24 protein-coding genes are annotated in these 19,060 nt (G+C 68.3%); 6 read left to right on the top strand and 18 right to left on the bottom strand.

Annotated elements, in window-relative coordinates; genetic code table 11:
- Positions 1 to 10: 10 nt before the first annotated feature.
- Both ABZU72_RS05010 and ABZU72_RS05005 read left to right on the top strand, forming a co-directional pair.
- Positions 11 to 547 (top strand): MarR family transcriptional regulator, encoded by a 537-nt coding sequence (locus ABZU72_RS05010; protein ID WP_355017778.1) that lies wholly within the window; start codon positions 11 to 13, stop codon positions 545 to 547.
- A 75-nt stretch (positions 548 to 622) separates the two neighbouring features.
- A complete protein-coding gene (locus tag ABZU72_RS05005; protein WP_355017777.1) occupies positions 623 to 1,903 on the top strand; it encodes a trypsin-like peptidase domain-containing protein in 1,281 nt (426 codons plus the stop codon).
- Positions 1,904 to 1,957: 54 nt separating this feature from the next.
- On the opposite strand, the gene ABZU72_RS05000 is transcribed toward ABZU72_RS05005, so the two are convergent.
- Both ABZU72_RS05000 and ABZU72_RS04995 read right to left on the bottom strand, forming a co-directional pair.
- Positions 1,958 to 2,980 carry a GNAT family N-acetyltransferase gene (locus ABZU72_RS05000; RefSeq protein ID WP_355017776.1) on the bottom strand — a complete coding sequence of 341 codons (1,023 nt, stop codon included), beginning with the start codon at positions 2,978 to 2,980 and terminating at the stop codon, positions 1,958 to 1,960.
- Complete coding sequence (locus tag ABZU72_RS04995; RefSeq protein WP_355017775.1) at positions 2,977 to 4,674, bottom strand: ATP-binding cassette domain-containing protein; 1,698 nt, start codon at positions 4,672 to 4,674, stop codon at positions 2,977 to 2,979. The genes ABZU72_RS05000 and ABZU72_RS04995 overlap by 4 nt, the downstream gene beginning before the upstream one ends.
- 118 nt (positions 4,675 to 4,792) lie before the next feature.
- Here ABZU72_RS04995 and ABZU72_RS04990 point away from each other — a divergent pair, with 118 nt between their 5' ends.
- A complete protein-coding gene (locus ABZU72_RS04990; RefSeq protein ID WP_355017774.1) occupies positions 4,793 to 5,746 on the top strand; it encodes an alpha/beta hydrolase in 954 nt (317 codons plus the stop codon).
- A 76-nt stretch (positions 5,747 to 5,822) separates the two neighbouring features.
- Positions 5,823 to 7,163, top strand: coding sequence for a cytochrome P450 (locus ABZU72_RS04985; RefSeq protein WP_355017773.1), 1,341 nt, complete (start codon positions 5,823 to 5,825; stop codon positions 7,161 to 7,163).
- A gap of 90 nt (positions 7,164 to 7,253) precedes the next feature.
- On the opposite strand, the gene ABZU72_RS04980 is transcribed toward ABZU72_RS04985, so the two are convergent.
- The 5 genes from ABZU72_RS04980 to truA all read right to left on the bottom strand — a co-directional run bounded on the left by ABZU72_RS04980 (position 7,254) and on the right by truA (position 10,613).
- Positions 7,254 to 7,796 carry a dihydrofolate reductase family protein gene (locus ABZU72_RS04980; RefSeq protein ID WP_355017772.1) on the bottom strand — a complete coding sequence of 181 codons (543 nt, stop codon included), beginning with the start codon at positions 7,794 to 7,796 and terminating at the stop codon, positions 7,254 to 7,256.
- Positions 7,797 to 7,858: 62 nt separating this feature from the next.
- Positions 7,859 to 8,548 (bottom strand): hypothetical protein, encoded by a 690-nt coding sequence (locus ABZU72_RS04975; RefSeq protein WP_355017771.1) that lies wholly within the window; start codon positions 8,546 to 8,548, stop codon positions 7,859 to 7,861.
- A gap of 140 nt (positions 8,549 to 8,688) precedes the next feature.
- Positions 8,689 to 9,069 (bottom strand): hypothetical protein, encoded by a 381-nt coding sequence (locus ABZU72_RS04970; protein WP_355017770.1) that lies wholly within the window; start codon positions 9,067 to 9,069, stop codon positions 8,689 to 8,691.
- A gap of 76 nt (positions 9,070 to 9,145) precedes the next feature.
- Positions 9,146 to 9,763 (bottom strand): methyltransferase, encoded by a 618-nt coding sequence (locus ABZU72_RS04965; protein WP_355017769.1) that lies wholly within the window; start codon positions 9,761 to 9,763, stop codon positions 9,146 to 9,148.
- A complete protein-coding gene (truA, locus tag ABZU72_RS04960) occupies positions 9,747 to 10,613 on the bottom strand; it encodes a tRNA pseudouridine(38-40) synthase TruA (protein ID WP_355017768.1) in 867 nt (288 codons plus the stop codon). The genes ABZU72_RS04965 and truA overlap by 17 nt, the downstream gene beginning before the upstream one ends.
- A gap of 44 nt (positions 10,614 to 10,657) precedes the next feature.
- Here truA and ABZU72_RS04955 point away from each other — a divergent pair, with 44 nt between their 5' ends.
- The gene (locus tag ABZU72_RS04955; RefSeq protein WP_355017767.1) at positions 10,658 to 11,605 is read left to right on the top strand and encodes a 2-dehydropantoate 2-reductase; all 948 of its coding nucleotides are present in this window, start codon (positions 10,658 to 10,660) and stop codon (positions 11,603 to 11,605) included.
- A 71-nt stretch (positions 11,606 to 11,676) separates the two neighbouring features.
- A complete protein-coding gene (locus tag ABZU72_RS04950; protein ID WP_355017766.1) occupies positions 11,677 to 12,348 on the top strand; it encodes a hypothetical protein in 672 nt (223 codons plus the stop codon).
- Between the two features lie 48 nt (positions 12,349 to 12,396).
- Here ABZU72_RS04950 and rplQ read toward each other — a convergent pair whose 3' ends face one another.
- From rplQ to ABZU72_RS04895, 11 genes are all read right to left on the bottom strand, one after another.
- Positions 12,397 to 12,897, bottom strand: coding sequence for a 50S ribosomal protein L17 (rplQ, locus tag ABZU72_RS04945; protein WP_355017765.1), 501 nt, complete (start codon positions 12,895 to 12,897; stop codon positions 12,397 to 12,399).
- Between the two features lie 73 nt (positions 12,898 to 12,970).
- Complete coding sequence (locus ABZU72_RS04940) at positions 12,971 to 13,987, bottom strand: DNA-directed RNA polymerase subunit alpha (RefSeq protein ID WP_008361061.1); 1,017 nt, start codon at positions 13,985 to 13,987, stop codon at positions 12,971 to 12,973.
- Between the two features lie 149 nt (positions 13,988 to 14,136).
- Positions 14,137 to 14,745 carry a 30S ribosomal protein S4 gene (gene rpsD / locus ABZU72_RS04935; protein WP_141806200.1) on the bottom strand — a complete coding sequence of 203 codons (609 nt, stop codon included), beginning with the start codon at positions 14,743 to 14,745 and terminating at the stop codon, positions 14,137 to 14,139.
- Between the two features lie 34 nt (positions 14,746 to 14,779).
- The gene (rpsK, locus tag ABZU72_RS04930) at positions 14,780 to 15,181 is read right to left on the bottom strand and encodes a 30S ribosomal protein S11 (RefSeq protein ID WP_091052417.1); all 402 of its coding nucleotides are present in this window, start codon (positions 15,179 to 15,181) and stop codon (positions 14,780 to 14,782) included.
- Between the two features lie 86 nt (positions 15,182 to 15,267).
- Entirely contained in the window at positions 15,268 to 15,645 is a 378-nt protein-coding gene (rpsM, locus tag ABZU72_RS04925) for a 30S ribosomal protein S13 (RefSeq protein WP_008361056.1), read from the bottom strand.
- Between the two features lie 160 nt (positions 15,646 to 15,805).
- Positions 15,806 to 15,919: a 50S ribosomal protein L36 gene (rpmJ, locus tag ABZU72_RS04920; RefSeq protein ID WP_008361054.1), complete on the bottom strand. Its 114-nt coding sequence runs from the start codon at positions 15,917 to 15,919 to the stop codon at positions 15,806 to 15,808.
- A 27-nt stretch (positions 15,920 to 15,946) separates the two neighbouring features.
- Positions 15,947 to 16,168 (bottom strand): translation initiation factor IF-1, encoded by a 222-nt coding sequence (gene infA, locus ABZU72_RS04915; RefSeq protein ID WP_011757309.1) that lies wholly within the window; start codon positions 16,166 to 16,168, stop codon positions 15,947 to 15,949.
- A 233-nt stretch (positions 16,169 to 16,401) separates the two neighbouring features.
- Positions 16,402 to 17,655 (bottom strand): styrene monooxygenase/indole monooxygenase family protein, encoded by a 1,254-nt coding sequence (locus ABZU72_RS04910; protein ID WP_355017764.1) that lies wholly within the window; start codon positions 17,653 to 17,655, stop codon positions 16,402 to 16,404.
- 33 nt (positions 17,656 to 17,688) lie between these two features.
- A complete protein-coding gene (locus ABZU72_RS04905) occupies positions 17,689 to 18,279 on the bottom strand; it encodes an ATP/GTP-binding protein (protein ID WP_141806202.1) in 591 nt (196 codons plus the stop codon).
- Complete coding sequence (locus ABZU72_RS04900) at positions 18,257 to 18,604, bottom strand: DUF742 domain-containing protein (RefSeq protein WP_355017763.1); 348 nt, start codon at positions 18,602 to 18,604, stop codon at positions 18,257 to 18,259. The genes ABZU72_RS04905 and ABZU72_RS04900 overlap by 23 nt, the downstream gene beginning before the upstream one ends.
- A complete protein-coding gene (locus ABZU72_RS04895; protein ID WP_091052410.1) occupies positions 18,601 to 19,050 on the bottom strand; it encodes a roadblock/LC7 domain-containing protein in 450 nt (149 codons plus the stop codon). The genes ABZU72_RS04900 and ABZU72_RS04895 overlap by 4 nt, the downstream gene beginning before the upstream one ends.
- Positions 19,051 to 19,060: the final 10 nt, after the last annotated feature.

The raw sequence follows: 19,060 nt of genomic DNA, 5'->3' as shown, positions 1-19,060 counted from the left end.
AGGTCGGGGCATGCCCGAGATGCGACCTTCCTCCGACACGTCCACCGACACGGAGGATCGGGCCGACCGTCACGTCGCGCGGTGGCGTGACCACTGGATCGACGTCGACTTCGACGACGAGATCGAGGCGATCACGGTACGGATCGGGTTCATCTCGAAGTTCTTCAACGATGCTCGCGCGGCGGCGGCCAGCGAGGTCGGGCTGGCCGACTTCGAATACAAGACGCTCCACATGCTGATGATCCGCGACACCCCCGGCCACGCCTCGCCCACGGCCCTCGCCAAGGACCTCGACATCAGTCCGGCCGGGATGACAGGAAGGCTCGACAGCATGGAGAAGGCTGGGTGGGTGCGGCGTACGACATCGGTGGAGGACCGTCGCAAGATCAGCGTCGAGGCGACCAAGGCCGGGATCGAGATCTGGCGCCGGGCGATGGACCTGCGCGGCGAGGCCGAGACCAAGCTGCTGGAGACGCTGAGCCCGGAGCGGCGTACGGAACTGGCGGCTCTGCTCAAGCAGGTGACCCTGCGAATCGAGGCCGAGTAGGTCCTGAGTCATCTCTTCGATACCGCATAGCCCCGTCTCAGCCCGTTCACAGGGACACTGGCCACACTCGAAGACATGACCGAACTCCCTCCTCAGCAGCCGAGTGGGACTCCGCCGCAGTGGACTCCCCCGGCCCCGGCCGGCCCCACTCAGCCTCCCGCCGGCCCGTTCGCGCCCCCGCCGGCGCAGACCTCCGTCATGCCCGCCGTGCCCGGAACCCCGGGTGCTCCCGGCGCTCCCATCAAGAAGCGCGCCGCGGGCCGCACCGGGCTCGTCGCCGCGGTCCTTGCCGGTGCCCTGGTGGCCGGTGGTGCCGCCGGCGTCGGTGGCGCGGCCGTCTACGGCGCCCTCAACGGTGACGGCAGCGGCGGCGGGGCGAACACCCCGGCCACCTCGCAGGTCGTCGACGCAAAGGCCCCCGAGGGCAGCATCGAGAAGGTCTCGGCCAAGGTGCTCCCCTCCGTCGTGAAGATCGAGGTCACCTCCCAGCAGGGCTCCGGCTCGGGCTCCGGGGTCGTCATCTCCTCCGACGGCACGATCCTGACCAACAACCACGTGGTCGAGCTGGCCGCCAACGGCGGCACGGTGACGGTCGACTTCAACGACGGTACGTCGGCCTCCGCCGAGGTCCTCGGGACCGACCCGCTCACAGACACCGCCGTGATCAAGGCGAGCGGCGTCTCCGGCCTGACGCCCATCACGATCGGCAAGTCCTCCAACCTCACCGTCGGCCAGAGCGTCGTGGCGATCGGCTCCCCGTTCGGGCTCGACTCCACGGTGACCACCGGCATCGTCAGCGCGCTCGGCCGCCCGGTCAACGTCGGCGTCGACCAGAGCGGCGCGGCCACCGTCTACCCGGCGGTGCAGACCGACGCGGCGATCAACCCGGGCAACTCGGGTGGCGCGCTCGTCGACCTCAACGGCAACCTCGTCGGCATCAATGCCTCGATCCGCTCCACCGCAGGTGGGGACGGCCAGGACGCGGGCTCGATCGGCATCGGGTTCGCCATCCCGATCGACGAGATCGGTCCGATCGTGGAACAGCTTGAGAAGGGCGAGGAGGCCACCCACGCGCAGTTCGGCATCTCGGTCTCCGACGCCCCCGAGGCCCAGAACGGCCAGACCTCGGTCACCGGGGCCCAGGTCCAGGAGGTCGGCGAGGGCAGCACCGCCAAGAAGGCGGGCCTCGAGAAGGGCGACATCATCACCAAGGTCGACGACCACATCATCACCGGATCGGACTCCCTGGTGGCGACCGTCCGCTCCTACCGCCCCGATGACGAGGTCGAGGTGAGCTGGTCGCGCAACGGCGAGGAGCAGACCGCGAAGGTCACCCTGGACTCCGACGCCTCCTGATCTCCCCGCGAGCGCCTCATCCCCGTCTCTGACCGGGATGAGGCGCTCTCGTGCTCAGGAGACCTGTTTCTGGATGCTGCACAGCCACTCGACCGGCTCGAAGCCCATGGCCTCGTTGACCTGGATCATGTGGGCGTTGACCTCGGCGTTGTACGTCGCCAGGGTCGGCACCTCCGGCCGCTCGGACTGGAGCAGTCGGAGATTGGCGACCTTGACCGCCAGCCCGAGCCGATGGCCCCGGTGAGCCCCTTCGACCAGGGTGCCCCACTGATAGCTGTTGCCGTCCAGGCTCGAGTAGCCGATCACCGTGTAGGCCACCACCCGGCCGTCGGTGTCCAGCGCCACAGAGTGGTAGAGGGTCCGCTTCTGGGCCGCGACCAGCTCCTCGGTCTCGCGCACCTTCGCCACGTCGGGCTCGAGCGCCTCGATGTCCAGGTCTCCGGTCGGCGCCTCGGTCTCCAGGCTGGCGTCGAGCACCGCCCAGCTCGCCACGATGTCGTCGGGCACCCGGCCGACCCAGGAGCGCAGCGTGTAGTCGCCGTGCTTCTCGGCAGCCTCCGCCGCCAGCCGGTCGAGAACGCTGTCCGCCACCGGGAGCCGCAGCAGGCGGCGTACCTCCACCAGGGCGGGCGCATAGCCTCGCGCGATCCCGAAGTCCCGTCCCGGGGATCCCTCGCCGCCGGACCCGAGCGACCAGGGCCACCAGATCTCACCCGTCAACGACGTACGCCCCTGGGCGCGGGCCTCCGCCTCGACATGGTCGAGCAGACCGGTGCCATGACCCCGCCTGCGGTGGTCCGGCAGCACCGCCACCACCAGGGTCGCGCGGTGAAGGTTGTCGAGCAGCGGCATGGCCATCCAGGCGGCGGCGACCGCCTCCCCGCCGACACGGCCGACGTACGCCCTCCGGTCGGTCTTCTCGGTGTGCTGCTGCAGCTCGACGCGCTGCTCCTCACGCGCCCACAGATCCGCGTCGGGGCCGCGTACGTCGAGCCACGACGCGGTCATCACGTCGAACCATGCGTCGAAGGCGTCGTCGTCGAACGGGTCGACGCGCTCGATCACCAGCTCACTCATCGGGGCCTCTCCACTCTCGTCTCGTCCCAGACCGGCTCCGGGGACTCATAGACATCACCGTTGGCGCCGTAGACCAGGAAGCGGTCGAAGCCACGGGCGAACCAGCGGTCGTGGGTGACCGCGACGACGGTGCCCTCGAACGACTCCAGCCCGGCTTCGAGGGCCTCGGCGGACTGGACGTCGAGGTTGTCGGTCGGCTCGTCGAGCAGCAGCAGGGTGGCGCCGCTCAGCTCGAGCAGAAGGATCTGGAAGCGCGCCTGCTGTCCGCCCGAGAGCGAGTCGAAGGCCTGCTCCGCCGCGTGCGCGAGCTCGTAGCGGTCGAGCACGCGGGAGGCGGCCTCGCGGCCCATACCCACGCGCCCACGCCCGTCAGGCGTCGCCTCACCGCGGTGCAGGATGTCGAGCAGCGTACGCCCCACCAGCTCCGGATGGGCATGGGTCTGCACGAACCAGCCCGGCCGCACGCGGGCGCCGAGCTTGGCCTTCCCACGGTGGCGGACCGGCTCGATCGGGGTGTCCTCGACCGGGCGGTGCTCCACGTCAGGATCGGTGCCGCCGCGGGCGAGCAGCCGCAGAAAGTGGGACTTGCCCGAGCCGTTGGAGCCGAGCACGGCAACCCGCTCGCCGTACCAGACCTCCAGGTCGAACGGTCTCATCAGTCCGGTGAGCTCGAGCGCCTCGCACACCACCGCCCGTTTGCCGGTGCGCCCGCCGCGCAGCCGCATCTGCACCGCCTGCTCTCGTGGCTGCTCGACGGGCGGCCCGGCCTCCTCGAACTTCCGGAGCCGGGTCTGGGCCGCCCTGTACTGGCTGGACATCCCGTCGTTGTACTCCGACTTGACCTTCAGCCGCAGGACCAGCGCCTTGATCTTGGCGTGCTCCTCGTCCCAGCGACGGCGCAGCTCCTCGAACCGCAGGAACCGGTCTTTGCGGGCCTCGTGGTAGGAGGCGAACCCACCAGGATGCGTCCACGCGCTGTTGCCGGCGCCGGACGCGCCGAGCTCGACCGTGACCACCCTGGTCGCGGTGTTGTCCAGCAACTCACGGTCGTGACTGACGTAGAGGATCGTCTTCGGAGACTCCCGGATGCGCTGCTCCAGCCAGATCTTGCCGGGCACGTCGAGGAAGTTGTCCGGCTCGTCGAGCAACAGCACCTCGTCGGGGCCGCGCAGCAGGAATTCGAGCACCAGCCGCTTCTGCTCGCCGCCGGACAGGGTGTCCAGGGAGCGGTAGCGGGCGCGGTCGTAGGGCACCCCGAGTCCGGCCATGGTGCACACGTCCCAGACGACCTCGATGTCGTAGCCGCCGGCGTCGGCGTACTCGGCCAGCGCGGTCGCGTAGCGCATCTGCAGCCGCTCGTCCTCCGACGACATCAGCTCCAGCTCGCACGCCTCCACGGCGGCCGTCGCCTCGCGCACCCGCGCGGGCGCCACCGAGAGCAGCAGCTCGCCGACGGTCGAGGAGCCCTTGCCGACCATCTGCCGCATCACCCCGAGGCCGCCCGAGCGCACGACGGATCCCGTCGTCGGGGTCAGCTCGCCGGTGACGATCCTCAGCAGCGTCGTCTTCCCGGCGCCGTTGGCGCCGACCAGCGCGACCTTGGCGCCCTCGCCCACCCGGAAGGAGACGTCATCGAGCAGCACTCGTCCGTCAGGCAGCTGGAAACTCACTCCAGCAACGTCCACATGTCCCACAACCGTCCAGTCTGGCACCCGTGTCGAATGGTTATTCGCATCGGCCTGGCAGACGTTTCTGGGTCGAACGGTCCCATCAGTAGAACGTGACGCTCGACACATTTTGGCGAATAGCGATATGACTGTCGCCATGCCTCCGCTCGACAGCCAGATCGCTGACCTGCTCACCCTCTTCGCGAAGGGCCAGCCCCTGGAGTCTTTCGACCCGCCGACTGCACGAGCGCTCTACCGTGCGTTGGGCGAGGGCATCCCACTTCCACCAGTCGGATCGGTGGAGAGCGCGGTGATCCCAGGGCCGGCCGGCGACCTGGACGTACGCATCTACCGGCCCACCACGCAGGGCCCGCTGCCCACGATCGTGATGTTCCACGGCGGCGGCTGGGTGGTCGGCGACCTCGACACCCACGAGGACCAGGCCCGCAATCTCGCCACCATCTGCGACGCCGTGGTCGTTGCGGTCGACTACCGGCTCGCCCCCGAGAACCCGTTCCCCGCTGCCTGCGACGACGCGCTGGCCGCCGCTCGCTGGGTCAGCGACAACGCGGCGACGCTCGGCGGTGACGGCCGGGTCGCGGTCGCCGGAGACAGTGCTGGCGGCAACCTGTCGGCGGCGGTCGCCCAGGTCTTCCGCGACGAGGGGCGCGAGCTCGCCGGACAGCTGCTGATCTATCCGGCGACCGACATGACCAGCGGCTACCCGTCCTATGCGGAGAACGGCCACGGTTACTTCCTCGAGCTGCCGACGATGAAGTGGTTCTCCGACCACTACGTGGGCGACGCCGATCGCGCCGACCCGCGGCTGAGCCCGATCAAGGGCAACCTGGAGGGCCTGGCACCGGCTGTCGTCGTGACCGCGGAGTTCGACCCGCTGCGCGACGAGGGCATCGCGTACGCCAAGGCGCTGGAGAGCTTCGGGGTCCCGACGACCTACCACCACTGCGACGGTCTCATCCACGGCTTCTTCGCCATGGGCCATCACTCGCAGGCCGCACAGCTCGCGATCGAGGAGACGTGTGCGCTGTTCCGGACCGTGCTCCACGGTGATCCCGAGCTGATTCCGGGCCGACCCTGAGGGGTGATCCAAGACACACGGTCAAACCAGGGGTATTCCTGATGACCCTGGTTTGACGATGAGACAGACTGGCCGCATGCCGATTGCTGCCCAGGTGGGTTCCTTTCGACGGGCGATGACGCGCCCGCTGACCGAGCGTGTCCGCAAGCTTGCCCTGCAGTTCGCGATGCGGGGCAAGGAGTCGCCGATTCCCGACATCACCACGCTGCGCAAGATCCCCGAGCACCTGACCTTCCCGCTGCGCCGTGACGGCGTCGACCCGGTGCCGCTGCTCGCCGAGAGCCGCGAGCAGGCGCCGGTCACCAAGCTCGGCTCGGTGCTCGGCCTCGACATCGTGCTGGTCACCGGGCACGCCGAGTCCAAGCACGTCCTGGCCGACAAGAACGCCTACTCCAACGACATGCGTCACCTGCTCGGCACCCGCAAGCGCACCGACGCCGAGGGCATCGGTGGCCTCGGCATGACCGACCCGCCCGACCACACCAAGCTCCGCGGGCTGCTGACCCCGGAGTTCACCATGCGCCGCCTCGGCCGCCTCAACGAGATGATCGACCGGATCGTCACCGACGCCCTCGACGGCATGGAGGCCCACGGCCCCGAGGTCGACCTGGTCCACCACTTCGGCTTCGAGATCCCGTTCCGGGTGATCTGTGAGCTGCTGGGCATGCCCGAGGACGTACGCGACGAGTTCCACAAGCTCGGCATGGCCCGTTTCGACCTGTCCGAGGGCGGTGCGGGCGCTTTCGGTGCCGCCACCGAGACCAGGACGTTCCTCATCGAGCAGGTCCGCCAGCAGCGCGCCAACCCCGGCGACGGCATGATCGGCGAGATCATCCGCAACAAGGGCTCGGAGTACGACGACGTCGAGCTCGGCGGTCTCGCCGACGGCGTCTTCCTCGGCGGCTACGAGACCTCCGCCTCGATGCTCTCCATGGGCGCCTACGTCCTGATGCAGAACCCGGAGGCGTACGAGATCCTGCGCTCCGGCGAGAAGGCCGAGGTCGACAAGGTCGTCGACGAGCTGCTCCGCTACCTGTGCCCGGTGCAGCTCGCGTTCCCGCGGTTCGCCCGCGAGGACCACGACCTCTTCGGCCTGCCCATCAAGAAGGGCGCCGTCGTCCTGGTCAGCCTCACCGGCGCCAACCGCGACCCCGCGGTGGTGCCCAACCCGGAGCAGTTCGACCTCCGCAACGCCGACACCATGCACTTCGCCTTCGGCCACGGCATGCACCGCTGCGTCGGCGCCGAACTGGCCCGCATGGAGCTCCGCGCCGCCCTCACCGGCCTGGCCCGCCGCTTCCCCGACCTGGCCATGGCCACCGACGACCCCGGCGACCTCGGCTGGCGCGACCTCTCCGTCGTCTACAGCCTCGACCGCCTCCCCGTCCGCCTGGCCAAGGACCCCGTCCCCGCCTGACCCGCCAACCCGCCGAGTCGGCGCATCCTGACGAAGAATCTCGCCGAGTCGGCTCGTCATGACGCGCCGACTAGGACATCCGAGCTGCCGCTACCGACCCAGCGCGTAGGTGAGCACCACCGCACCGTTCCCGAGGTCGGTGACGTTCTGCAGATTCATGTCGGTGGTGGCGATGCCCGCCAGCAGCGACTCACCGGAGCCCGCAACGAACGGCGAGAGGCTAACGTGAAGCTCGTCCAGCAGACCGGCCTCGATGAGTGCCCGGCTCAGGGGACCGTTGCCGTACTTCACCAGCGAGCCCTCCCCCGACTCCTTGAGGGCGGTGACGGCCTCGATGGCGTCACCGGGAAGCACCTCGGCGTTCCAGGTGGTCTCGGTGAGCGTCCTGGACGCGACGTACTTCGGCAGCGAGTTGAACCTGTCGGCCAGCTCGCCGCTCCTGGAGGGCCACGATGCGGCGAACCCTTCGTAGGTCACGCGGCCGAGCACCATGCCGGCCGCGCCGTCCAGCAACCGGACCGCGTAGTCGATCTGGCCGTCGCTCGGCACGATCTTCATCTGCCCTGCCCAGAAGTCGTCACCGTCGAACCTGCCGTCGAGGGAGACATGGGTGTACTCGATCAGTTTTCGCATGAGCAGACCCAAACACTCCGGTGACCTGCCGGTCTTGTATCGAACCGAACCGGGCCCACGGCTCAGAACGCGAGGAACCTGGGATCGGATCTCAGCTGGCTCGGAGTGTGGCCGGTTGCCCACCGCATCGCCCGCGTGAGCTGCGGCTGGTCGTAGTAGCCGCCGACCGAGATCGCCTCAGCGGTCGATCCACCTGTCATGAGGAACTGCGCGGTGGACCGCGCACGCTCGATGCTGGCGACCTTGCGTCGCGATATGCCTACGGCGCGTCGGAACCGGACCTGGGCGGTCCGCTCCGAGACACCGCGCGGCCGTCGGTCCTGGTGGATCTCCTCGACCAGCGGGTCGGTGACCAGCAGGCCGGCGCGCACCAGCCGCGCGACGAACACGTCGACGTTGTCCGCGGTCGGCATCTCCCAGTCCCGGTTGTCCAGAAGGATCCGGCCCCCTGCCACGGTCGGCAGCTGGGCGTCACGCAGATCGGCGACAGCGGCCGACGGGAACAGCGGAAGATGGGCACCGACCTTGAGCTCGACGCCGAAGAACTCCCAGCCCTTCGGACAGGTCAGGTTCGAGGCCTTGGTCTCCGGACCGTGCACATACATCGACCAGCCTGCATCGTTGCCCGCGAACGAGAGCATCGTGGACGCCTTCGCCACCGACGCAAAGCTGACCTCGGCGTCGAATCGTGCCGCCCACACGCGCTCCACCAGAGGTAGTTCCCCCGCGACCTCGTCGAAGATCAGCCCCATGGACGAGAGTCTCCAGGACCCGCGAACGTTTGACACTCCAATTCTGGAGGTCGTCAGTCGCGGCGGGTCTCGAGGACGCGGAACCCCTTGGCGCCGCCGACCCGGTCCAGCTGGCTGAGGATCCGGTCCCGCCTGATCTCTCAGCCGTTCCAGCGCTGAGGGGCCGGCTCCTCACTGATCGCAACGGCGATCCAGGGCGCCAGGACGTACGCCGGGATCGCCAGCAGCGGCAGGCTCGTCATCGGGGTCGCGATGATCACGAACGCGGCCCCGGTGCAGAACCGACCGAGCCCGGAGCGCATGCTCAGGTACGCCCCGACCACCGGCCCGATCAGCCCAACGCCGACCATCACCGGCACGCTCATCAGCCGCGACAGCTCGATCCCGGAGCTCGTGACGAAAAGGTAGACAGGCAGCACCGTCACCAGGCTCAACAGCGCGGCGACGCCCCAGGCCTTGTAGGAGCGGGCCAGGCGCTGGCGGTTCGTCAGCGCGGGGGTCGTCATCGCGGGACTGGTCATGGACGGAGTCTGGCAGCGCACCCCGCGCGCCCGGCCGCGAGACGCGCGAGACGGCGGAAACCGGCATCTGGACCGTTCAGGAGCGGCGGGTCTCCAGGACGCGGAAGCCCTTGGCACTGCCGATGCGGGTGGTGGGATAGCCCTGGTCGGTGATCCAGCGCTGCAGCGAGTCCCCGCCGAGGTTCTTGCCGACGACCATGACCGCTCGGCCGTCGGGGGCGAGACGCGGGAGCCAGGTGAGCAGGAGTTCGTGGAGGGCCGGCTTGCCGATCCGGATCGGCGGGTTGCTCCAGATCTCGTCGTACGTCGTCTCCGGATCGATCTCGGCGGGCGCCGCGGCGCGATACCGGTCACCCAGACCCAGCTTCGCCGCGTTCTCGTTGGCCAGCAGGACCGCACGCTCGTTGACGTCGACCCCGGTGACGTACGCCTCCGGCACCGCGAGACCCAGCGCGAGCCCGATCATGCCGTAGCCGCAGCCGAGGTCGAGGACCCGCGCGCCAGGCTTCAGCGAGGGCGGCTCGGTCTCCTTGAACAGCACCGAGGTGCCGATGTCGAGGCGTCCCTTGGCGAAGACGCCCGACCCGGAGACCAACGACAGGTCCATGTCCCACACGGTCGTCGAGACGGGGATCCGCTCGAAGGGCACCGACGGGTCGGCGGAGAAGTAGTGCTCGTCATCGGTCCCGGTCAAGCTCGCTCGCCTCTCTGCGATTCATGGTGCGTTCGTGCTGGGCCGCCAGCATCTCGTTGGGCGGGTAGGCGACCTCTTCGAGGGTCAGACCGTTGGCCGGCGCGATCGGGATCGACGAGGACCGCGAGCGCGAGGCCAGCGCCTCCTTGGCCCAGCTGACGTCCTTGCGTCCCTCCCCGATCACCATCAGGCACCCGACCAGCGAGCGCACCATGGAGTGGCAGAAGGCGTCGGCGAGCACGGTCGCCTCGATGATCCCGTCGGGGCGCCGGTCCCAGGTGAGCTGGCGCAGATCGCGGATCGTGGTCGCGCCCTCCCGCGGCTTGCAGAAGGAGGCGAAGTCGTTGAGCCCGACGAGGTCGGCGGAGGCGACGTTCATCAGCGACAGGTCGAGCGGCCGCGTCCGGTAGAGCACGTGCCCGCGCTGCAGCGGGTCGACGTACGCCGGGTCGTCCACGATCCGGTAGACGTAGCGTCGCCACAACGCCGAGAACCGGGCGTTGAAGCCCACCGGTGCCTCGACCGCGGCACGAACGCGCAGGTCGGCGGGGAGGATCCCGTTCAAGCGCCGCACCAGCGAGTCGAGCGGCGACTGCTCCGACCGTCCCCGCGAGGACTCGAGCACCTCGGCGTCGATGTCGAAGTGGGCGACCTGTCCGCGGGCGTGCACACCCGAGTCCGTACGCCCGGCGACCGTCACCCACACCTGGGACCGCTCCCCCGTCGCCGGCACCCGCAACGCGGTCGCCAGCGCGGCTTGGAGCTCTCCCTGGACCGTACGCAGCCCCGGCTGGGTCGCCCAGCCGTGGAACATGGTGCCGTCGTAGGCGAGGTCGATCCTGATGCGCACGGGCCCATTCTCGCAGCGACCACGTCGTTTGCCAGACTCGACGCATGCGCTACGTGATCTTCGGAGCAGGAGCGGTCGGCGGCGTCGTGGGCGGCCTGCTGCACAGGGCAGGGCTCGAGGTCACCCTGGTGGCCCGCGGCGAGCACCTCCGCGCGATCCAGGACGCAGGCCTCAGCCTCGACACCCCTGACGGCGTGCTGCTGCTCGACGTCCCCGCCGTCGAGGACGCGAGCCAGCTGGCCTGGACCGAGGACACCGTCGTGCTCCTCGGCGTCAAGGGGCAGCAGACAGAGGCCGCACTCGAGGACCTTGCGGCGTACGCCCCGCCGGGCACCCCGGTCGTCTCCCTGCAGAACGGCGTCGCGAACGAGCCGCGGATCCTGCGGCACTTCGCCCGGACGTACGCCATCCATGTCATCCTCCCCGCCACCTTCCTGACCCCGGGGGCGGTCGTCCAAGACTCCGGCAACAAGCCCGGCATCCTCGACATCGGCCGCTACCCCACCGGCGTCGACGAGACCGCCACCGCGATCGCGAACGACCTGGTCAAGGCGGGGTTCCTGAGCGAGCCGCGCGCCGACATCATGGCCTGGAAGCACCGCAAGCTCCTCAACAACCTCGGCAACGGCATCAACGCCGCGATCGCACCCGGCCCCAGTGACGAGGAGATCTACGCCCGCTGCCTGGCCGAGGCGGAGGCCGCCCTCGCTGCCGCCGGCATCAGCGTCGTGACCGCCGACCAGGACCGTACGCGGCGAGCCGGCCACATCACCGGACGCGGCGGCGCCAACAACAGCTCGACCTGGCAGAGCCTCACCCGCGGCACCGGCGTCGAGATCGACTACCTCTCCGGCGAGATCGTGCTGCTCGGTCGCCTCCACGGCATCCCGACGCCCGCCAACGAGGCCATCCAGCACGCTGTCCACGACATCGCCCGCACGGGCGCCGAGCCCGGCAGCATCGACGGCATCACCTTCCTCGCCAGCCTCTGACAGCCGGTCTCTGACAACTCCGGTCCGAAAGGGGTGGTCAGGTACACAGCGAGTCCGGCAGGCTGCCTGCCATGAGCCACGCCGCGCCGCCTCCTCCCCCGCCTCCCCCGACGCCGCTGCCACCGACCCACACCACCGGGCCCGCCCCTCGATCGACCATGGGCGCCACCATCGCCGTGATCGTCGCCGTGCTGATCCTGCAGATCGCGATCGCCCTGATCGGCTTCGCCCTGACGTACCTCCTCGGCGGCACGATCGCCAGCATGTCCATCTCCAACATCGTGACCATCGTGCTCAACGCGCTGCTGTACGCAGTGGTGGCGGGCGGCGCGGCGTACATCGCCCGCACCCCGACGGGCCGGCTCCTCGGCATCGTGCTGCCGATGCTCTCCTGGCTGTTGAGCACGGTGTTCTGGTACGGCCTCATCCGACTGCTGGACTTCTACAACCCAGCCGTCATCGGCTTTCTCGCACCACTGTTCCTCATGCTGGTGCTGGCCGGCTGGGGGTGTGCTGCCTGGGCCGGTCACCGTTGGCTGTTCGGACTGCCCATCACCTACGTGCTGCTCATCGTGGTGCAGGTGCCGCTGTCGCTCGCGCTGGCGCCGGCCATGTCGCTCGACAACATCGCCGCCGCGCAGCTGCTCTCGACCCTCTCGACCGTCGCGACGACCGTGGTCATGGTGGTCGGCGGAGTCATCTGCTGGCTGCTGGCCCGATCCGAGCAGGTTGCCGGGAAATGACAGTGGCCCGTCACCCTCGCGGGTGACGGGCCACAGTTCAGAACCAGATCAGGCCTTGGCCTCGTCCGTGGTGGTCTCCTCAGCGGGAGCCTCCTCGGCAGCAGCCTCGGTCGCGACGACCTCGGTCTCGTCGGCGGCGGTCTCCTCAACCGGAGCCGCGGCAGCCGGAGCAGCCTTGGTCTTCGGCTCGTAGGCCTCGTTGACGAGCTCGATCACAGCCATCGGAGCGTTGTCGCCCTTGCGGGGACCGATCTTGGTGATCCGGGTGTAGCCACCCGGACGCTCCGCGAACTGCTCGGCGATCTCGGTGAAGAGGGTGTGCACGACGGACTTGTCGCGGATGGTCTTGAGGACCTCGCGACGGTTGTGCAGGTCACCCTTCTTGGCCTTGGTGATCAGCTTCTCCGCGACGGGGCGGAGGTGCCGAGCCTTGGCCTCGGTGGTGGTGATGCGGCCGTTCTCGAACAGCGCGGTGGCGAGGTTCGAGAGGATCAGCTTCTGGTGCGCGGGCGAACCGCCGAAACGGGCACCCTTCTTCGGGGTAGGCATCGTGCCTGCTCCTTCTCTCCGGCCGTATCAGGTACCGGGGTAGACGCCCCTCACGGGGCGGTTTGGTGGAAACTCAGTACTGCTCGTCCTCGACGAACGCGTCGTCGTCATCGTCGCCGTAGGCGGCGAGGGCGGCGGACGGGTCGAAGCCCGGAGCGCTGTCCTTGAGGGACAGGCCCATCTCGTGCAGCTTCAGCTTGACCTCGTCGATCGACTTGGCGCCGAAGTTGCGGATGTCGAGCAGGTCCTGCTCCGAGCGCGAGATGAGCTCACCCACGGTGTGGATGCCCTCACGCTTGAGGCAGTTGTAGGAACGAACGGTCAGCTGCAGGTCCTCGACCGGGAGGGCGAGGTCGGCGGCGAGCTGCTCGTCGACCGGCGACGGGCCGATGTCGATGCCCTCGGCGTCGACGTTCAGCTCGCGGGCCAGACCGAAGAGCTCGACCAGGGTCTTACCGGCCGAGGCGATCGCGTCGCGGGGAGCGATCGACGGCTTGGTCTCGACGTCGATGACGAGCTTGTCGAAGTCCGTGCGCTGCTCGACACGGGTGGCCTCGACCTTGTAGCTGACCTTGAGGACCGGCGAGTAGATCGAGTCGACCGGGATGCGGCCGATCTCGTTCTCGGCGCCCTTGTTCTGGACGGCGGAGACGTAGCCACGGCCACGCTCGACGACGAGCTCGAGCTCGATCTTGCCCTTGTCGGACAGCGTCGCGATCTTCAGGTCGGGGTTGTGCACCTCGACACCGGCCGGCGGCGCGATGTCGGCGGCGGTGACGTCACCGGCACCGGACTTGCGCAGGTACATGGTGACGGGCTCGTCGTGCTCCGAGGAGACGACCAGACCCTTGAGGTTGAGGATGATCTCGGTGACATCTTCCTTGACGCCCTCGATGGTCGAGAACTCGTGGAGGACGCCGTCGATCTTGATCGAGGTGACCGAAGCACCGGGGATCGAGGAGAGCAGGGTGCGGCGAAGAGAGTTGCCCAGCGTGTAACCGAAGCCCGGCTCGAGGGGCTCGATCACGAAGCGGGAGCGGAACTCCTCGACGGACTCTTCCGACAGGGTGGGGCGCTGTGCGATAAGCACTGATTTGTCCTTTCCGGGCCGACCGCTATTTGACGGACCCGAACTTCAAGGGGTGATGACGGAAGGCTGTGGGGGCGGCAAGGCCCCGGCGTACGTCTTCTATGAAGTTTGAACGCCGGGGACTCACCGTGGTTACTGCGTGGGTCTGATCAGAGCTTCGAGTAGTACTCGACGATCAGCTGCTCCTGGACCGGGACGTCGATCTGAGCCCGGACGGGGAGCTGGTGAACCAGGATGCGCATCCGGTTCGGGACAGCCTCGAGCCAGGCCGGGACGACGCGCTCGCCGTGGGTCTCGCGAGCCACGATGAACGGGGTCATCTCCAGCGACTTCTCGCGAACGTCGATGACGTCGTGAGCCGAGACCTGGAACGAAGGCACGTTGACCTTCTTGCCGTTGACCAGGAAGTGGCCGTGAACGACCAGCTGGCGGGCCTGGCGGCGGGTGCGGGCGAAGCCGGCACGGTAGACGACGTTGTCCAGGCGGCCCTCGAGGAGCACCAGGAGGTTGTCGCCGGTCTTGCCACCGCGACGGTGGGCCTCGGCGTAGTAGGAAGCGAACTGCTTCTCCATCACGCCGTAGGTGAAGCGAGCCTTCTGCTTCTCACGAAGCTGGAGGAGGTACTCGCTCTCCTTGATGCGGCCGCGGCCGTGCTGGCCGGGAGGGTAGGGGCGCTTCTCGAACGCCGCGTCGTTGCCGACAAGGTCGACACCGAGACGGCGCGACTTGCGGGTCATGGGTCCGGTGTAACGGGCCATTACTCTTCAGTCTCCTTCTATGTCTCGGTGGGGATCAAACGCGGCGGCGCTTGGGCGGACGGCAACCGTTGTGCGGAGCCGGCGTGACGTCCTGGATGGTGCCGACCTCGAGGCCGATCGCACCCAGGGAGCGGATCGCGGTCTCGCGGCCCGAGCCCGGGCCCTTCACGAAGACGTCGATCTTCTTCATGCCGTGGTCCATCGCGCGACGGCCAGCGGCCTCGGCGGCCATCTGAGCGGCGAACGGGGTGGACTTACGCGAGCCCTTGAAACCGACGGTGCCGGCCGAGGCCCACGAGATCACCGCACCGGTCGGGTCGGTGATCGTGACGATCGTGTTGTTGAACGTGCTCTTGATGTGGGCCTCGCCCTGAGCGACGTTCTTCTTCTCCTTGCGACGAACCTTCGTCGCACCCTGTCGGGTCTTCGGAGGCATGCATTAACTCCTGTGTTGGCTGGTCTGTGAGATCGAGGCGAAAGCCGGATCAACGCTGCCCGGAAAAATCCGGTACAGGCGTCGGATCACTTGGCCTTCTTCTTGCCGGCGACGGTGCGCTTCGGGCCCTTGCGGGTGCGCGCGTTGGTCTTGGTGCGCTGACCGCGGACCGGAAGGCCCTGACGGTGGCGGCGACCCTGGTAGCTGCCGATCTCGATCTTGCGACGGATGTCAGCCTGGACCTCACGACGGAGGTCACCCTCGGTCTGGATGCCCTGGGCTTCGATCTCGTCACGGAGCTTGACCAGCTCGTCCTCAGCCAGAGCGTGCACCCGGGTGTTCGGGTTGACGCCGGTGGCCTCGAGGAGCTTCTGCGAGGTGGTACGGCCGATGCCGTAGATGTAGGTGAGAGCGATCTCCACGCGCTTGTCGCGCGGAAGGTCAACACCTTGGAGGCGTGCCATTGTGTTCCTTACGTTTCGACAGAGGTGTCGGTCGGGTCGCGCCCCGGGGTGGCACCCTCGGGCTCCGGCCTCTGCTCCGGAGGTGACTTCGGACTCCAGAAATCTGGTTCAGCGTCCTAGCGACTCGATGCGAATATTCAGTTGTTGCTGCGAACTGGGCTCAGCCCTGGCGCTGCTTGTGGCGCGGGTTCTCGCAGATAACCATGACGCGGCCGTGGCGACGGATCACCTTGCACTTGTCACAGATCTTCTTCACGCTCGGGTTGACCTTCATGTCAGCCCTTTCTTGATCGTCGGCTGGTTACTTGTACCGGTAGACGATCCGACCGCGCGTCAGGTCGTAGGGAGACAGCTCCACCACCACGCGGTCCTCAGGAAGGATCCGGATGTAGTGCTGTCGCATCTTGCCGCTGATGTGGGCGAGAACCTTGTGTCCGTTGCTCAGCTCCACACGGAACATGGCGTTGGGGAGGGCCTCCACTACGGTGCCCTCGATCTCGATCACGCCTTCTTTCTTCGGCATGCCCTCTGCAATCTGTTGGTCGGTCATCTACCGTTCAAACCACGGATCGGATGACCCGCGGGCGGTCCGGGAACCTCTCCGAGAACTCGGAGTGGACCTCGTGAAGCCATCTGCATGTCTCACCCGCGAGCGCACAGAAGCGCGCTGACCGGGCAGCCGCGAGGCACGACGAGACAGACCCACGTTGGACCGACTACCAAGCCTAGACCCCTAGAACAGCAATGCCCTAATCGTCAAGCCCGGGTGGCCGCGTCCGCCTGAGCGACCTCTGCTACGTACGCGAGCGCCGCCTCCGGGTCGCCGAGGAACGGTCCGAGATCCTCGGGGTGCGGGAAGAGCCGGGTGAACCGGTCCGCCACCGCCTGGTGCTGCGTGGCCGCGCCGAGCACCTGCTGCACGTGGTCGGGAAGCGGGTTGAGCAGCGCGTCGGTCAGGCCGGTCGAGTGCTGGGCACGGGTCTCCCAGAAGGTCTCGAAGGTCGCCTGCATCCATTCGGGGTCGAACGGCCGGTCACCGCGCTCCAGGATCGCCTGGGTGTAGATCCCGGCACAGTGGGCGGCGTTGTTGGAGCCCTGCCCCGCGATCGGGTCGTTGACCACGACGACGTCGCCCATGCCGAAGACGAACGTGCCGTCCGCGACCTCGGCGTACGGCTTGCGGATCGTGCCGGTGAAGGCGCCCGAGAGCGAGGCGCGGGCGTCGGTGGGCTCGCAGTCCAGCATCAGCTCGCCCTCCCACGGCATGTGCTCCAGCATCACGTGCTGCAGCCGGCGCAGGTGCTCGTCGGGGCGGGGGCGGTCCCAGAAGCAGTCGAAGGGACCGTCGGGGATCGCCTCGACGAACGCGACCCGGCTCGGCCCGAACTGGGTCAGGGCGCTGATCACGAACAGCTCCCCCACCCCGGGCGCGACGTTGATCCGCATGCTCCCGGCCGGGAAGTCGTCGGGCTCGACCATGCCGTGGAGGTAGATCGCCGAGAGCGCACGGCCGGGGGTGTCGTACTTGGAGCGGACCGGGTCGCGGTCGAACAGATCGACGATCTCGCCCTTGCCGGCCGCGATCAGGGTCAGCTCGTACATCGAGGCCAGGCCGGCGAGGTCGGAGGTCATCACCGGGTGGTAGATGATCCGGCCACCCCGGTCCTCGAACAGCTCCAGCCAGGAGGACATCTTCAGGCGCTGGTCGACGGACATGGCGTACGGCTCCCAGGGCCCGTCGAACTTGAGCGCGCGGACCCCTGGCTCCGGGCTGACCGAGATGCCGACCGCGGGGATATGGGGCGCCTCGTCCTCCCACAGGTTGAGGTCGTAGACGCGCTCGTACTGCAGCGCAGGGTCGAACATGACCTGCGTCGACGTCGGCCAGCCGTCGCGCAGCTCATCGGGCGTGCGCGCGGACATGACCGTCACCTCGTAGCCCTCGGCCTGGAGGCTGAGAGCGAGCTGCATGCCCGCCTGTCCGGCGCCGACGATCAGGATCTTGCGCAATGAAACTCCTTCGGAGTTGGGACGCCTCCGGGCTCAGGCGCGTGTGGGGGTGGTTTTCATCGTGTGCGACAGGCAGGCGACCAACGTCTTGGCCGTCGACCTGCGGTCGCGGGCGTCCACGGTCACCAGTGGCGTCCGCTCGTCGAGGCAGAGCGCGTCGCGCACCTTCTCCAGAGAGTGGGTCAGCTTCCCGTCGAACAGGTTGACCGCCACGATGAACGGGACGTCGGTGTCGTTCTCGAAGTAGTTGACCGCGGGGAAGGAAGCGTCGAGCTGGCGGGTGTCGACGAGTACGACGGCACCGCTGGCACCGCGGCACAGGTCGTCCCACATCGGCCAGAACCGGGGCTGGCCAGGGGTGCCGAACAGGTAGAGCAGCAGGTCGGGGGCGAGGGTGACCCGGCCGAAGTCCATCGCGACCGTGGTGGTCGTCTTGGCGCTCGCGTCCGAGAGCGGGTCCACCGACTCACCGGCCTGCGTCATCCACGCCTCGGTGTTGACCGGCGGGATCTCTGAGACCGAGGCGACCAGGGTCGACTTCCCGACGCCGAACCCTCCCGCGATCACGAGCTTTGCAGAGGTGACGGTCAGTGCCGGGCGGTCAGCCGAGCTCGGAAAGGCCATCGATAACTCTCTTCAACAGACGGTGGTCGAACGGGGAGTCGTAAGCCCCCTCATTGATCTGCAGGTGCTCGGTCGAGGCAAGATCCTCGAGCAGCACGCGCGTCACCCCGAGCGAGATCCCGCAATGTGCGGACAGCTCCGCGACCGACTGTGGCCCGAGGCGTACGCGGTCGTAGAGCCTCCGCGACTCGGGCGTCAGCTTCGCCGCCGCGCGCGCGTCGAAGTGCGCCGAGGAGACCAGCGTGTGCACATACAGCTGGTGGTTGGTCTTGGTGCGGCCGCCGGTGAGCACGTAGGGACGTACCCAAGGGTTCTGCTGGCTCACGCCCGCTCCCCCGCCATCGAGCTGACCGTCATCTGGCGCAGCTCGTCGCGCATCTGGGGAGTGAGTACGTGGCCGACGGCGTCGACCATCTGGGCCATCTTGTGGGCGACGACGCCCAGGTTGGCACCGGCGCCGACAAGGACGGCGAAGCCCGCGAGGTCTCCGATGCCCATGAAGAGGAAGTGTCCGGTGTGGAACTTCAGCATCACCTGGTCACAGCCGGGCTCTCCCACCTCGCGCGCGATGTTGTTGCCGAGACTGATCACTCCCGCCGTCATCGCGGCGAGCGGGTCGGCGACGTTGGCGGACATGCCGCCGGCACCGATCAGCGGGAGTCCGTCGGAGGAGACGATGAGCGCATGGGTCACACCGGGGGTGGAGCTGGCAAAGTTGTCGATCAGCCAGCTGAATTCCTTGGGGTCGCGGGGGACGACCGGGCTTTCCATTACGAAAGGG

This window comes from Nocardioides sp. NPDC004968, from assembly GCF_040608935.1.
GTDB lineage: Bacteria > Actinomycetota > Actinomycetes > Propionibacteriales > Nocardioidaceae > Nocardioides.
This window is presented reverse-complemented; position numbering and strand designations above follow the sequence as displayed.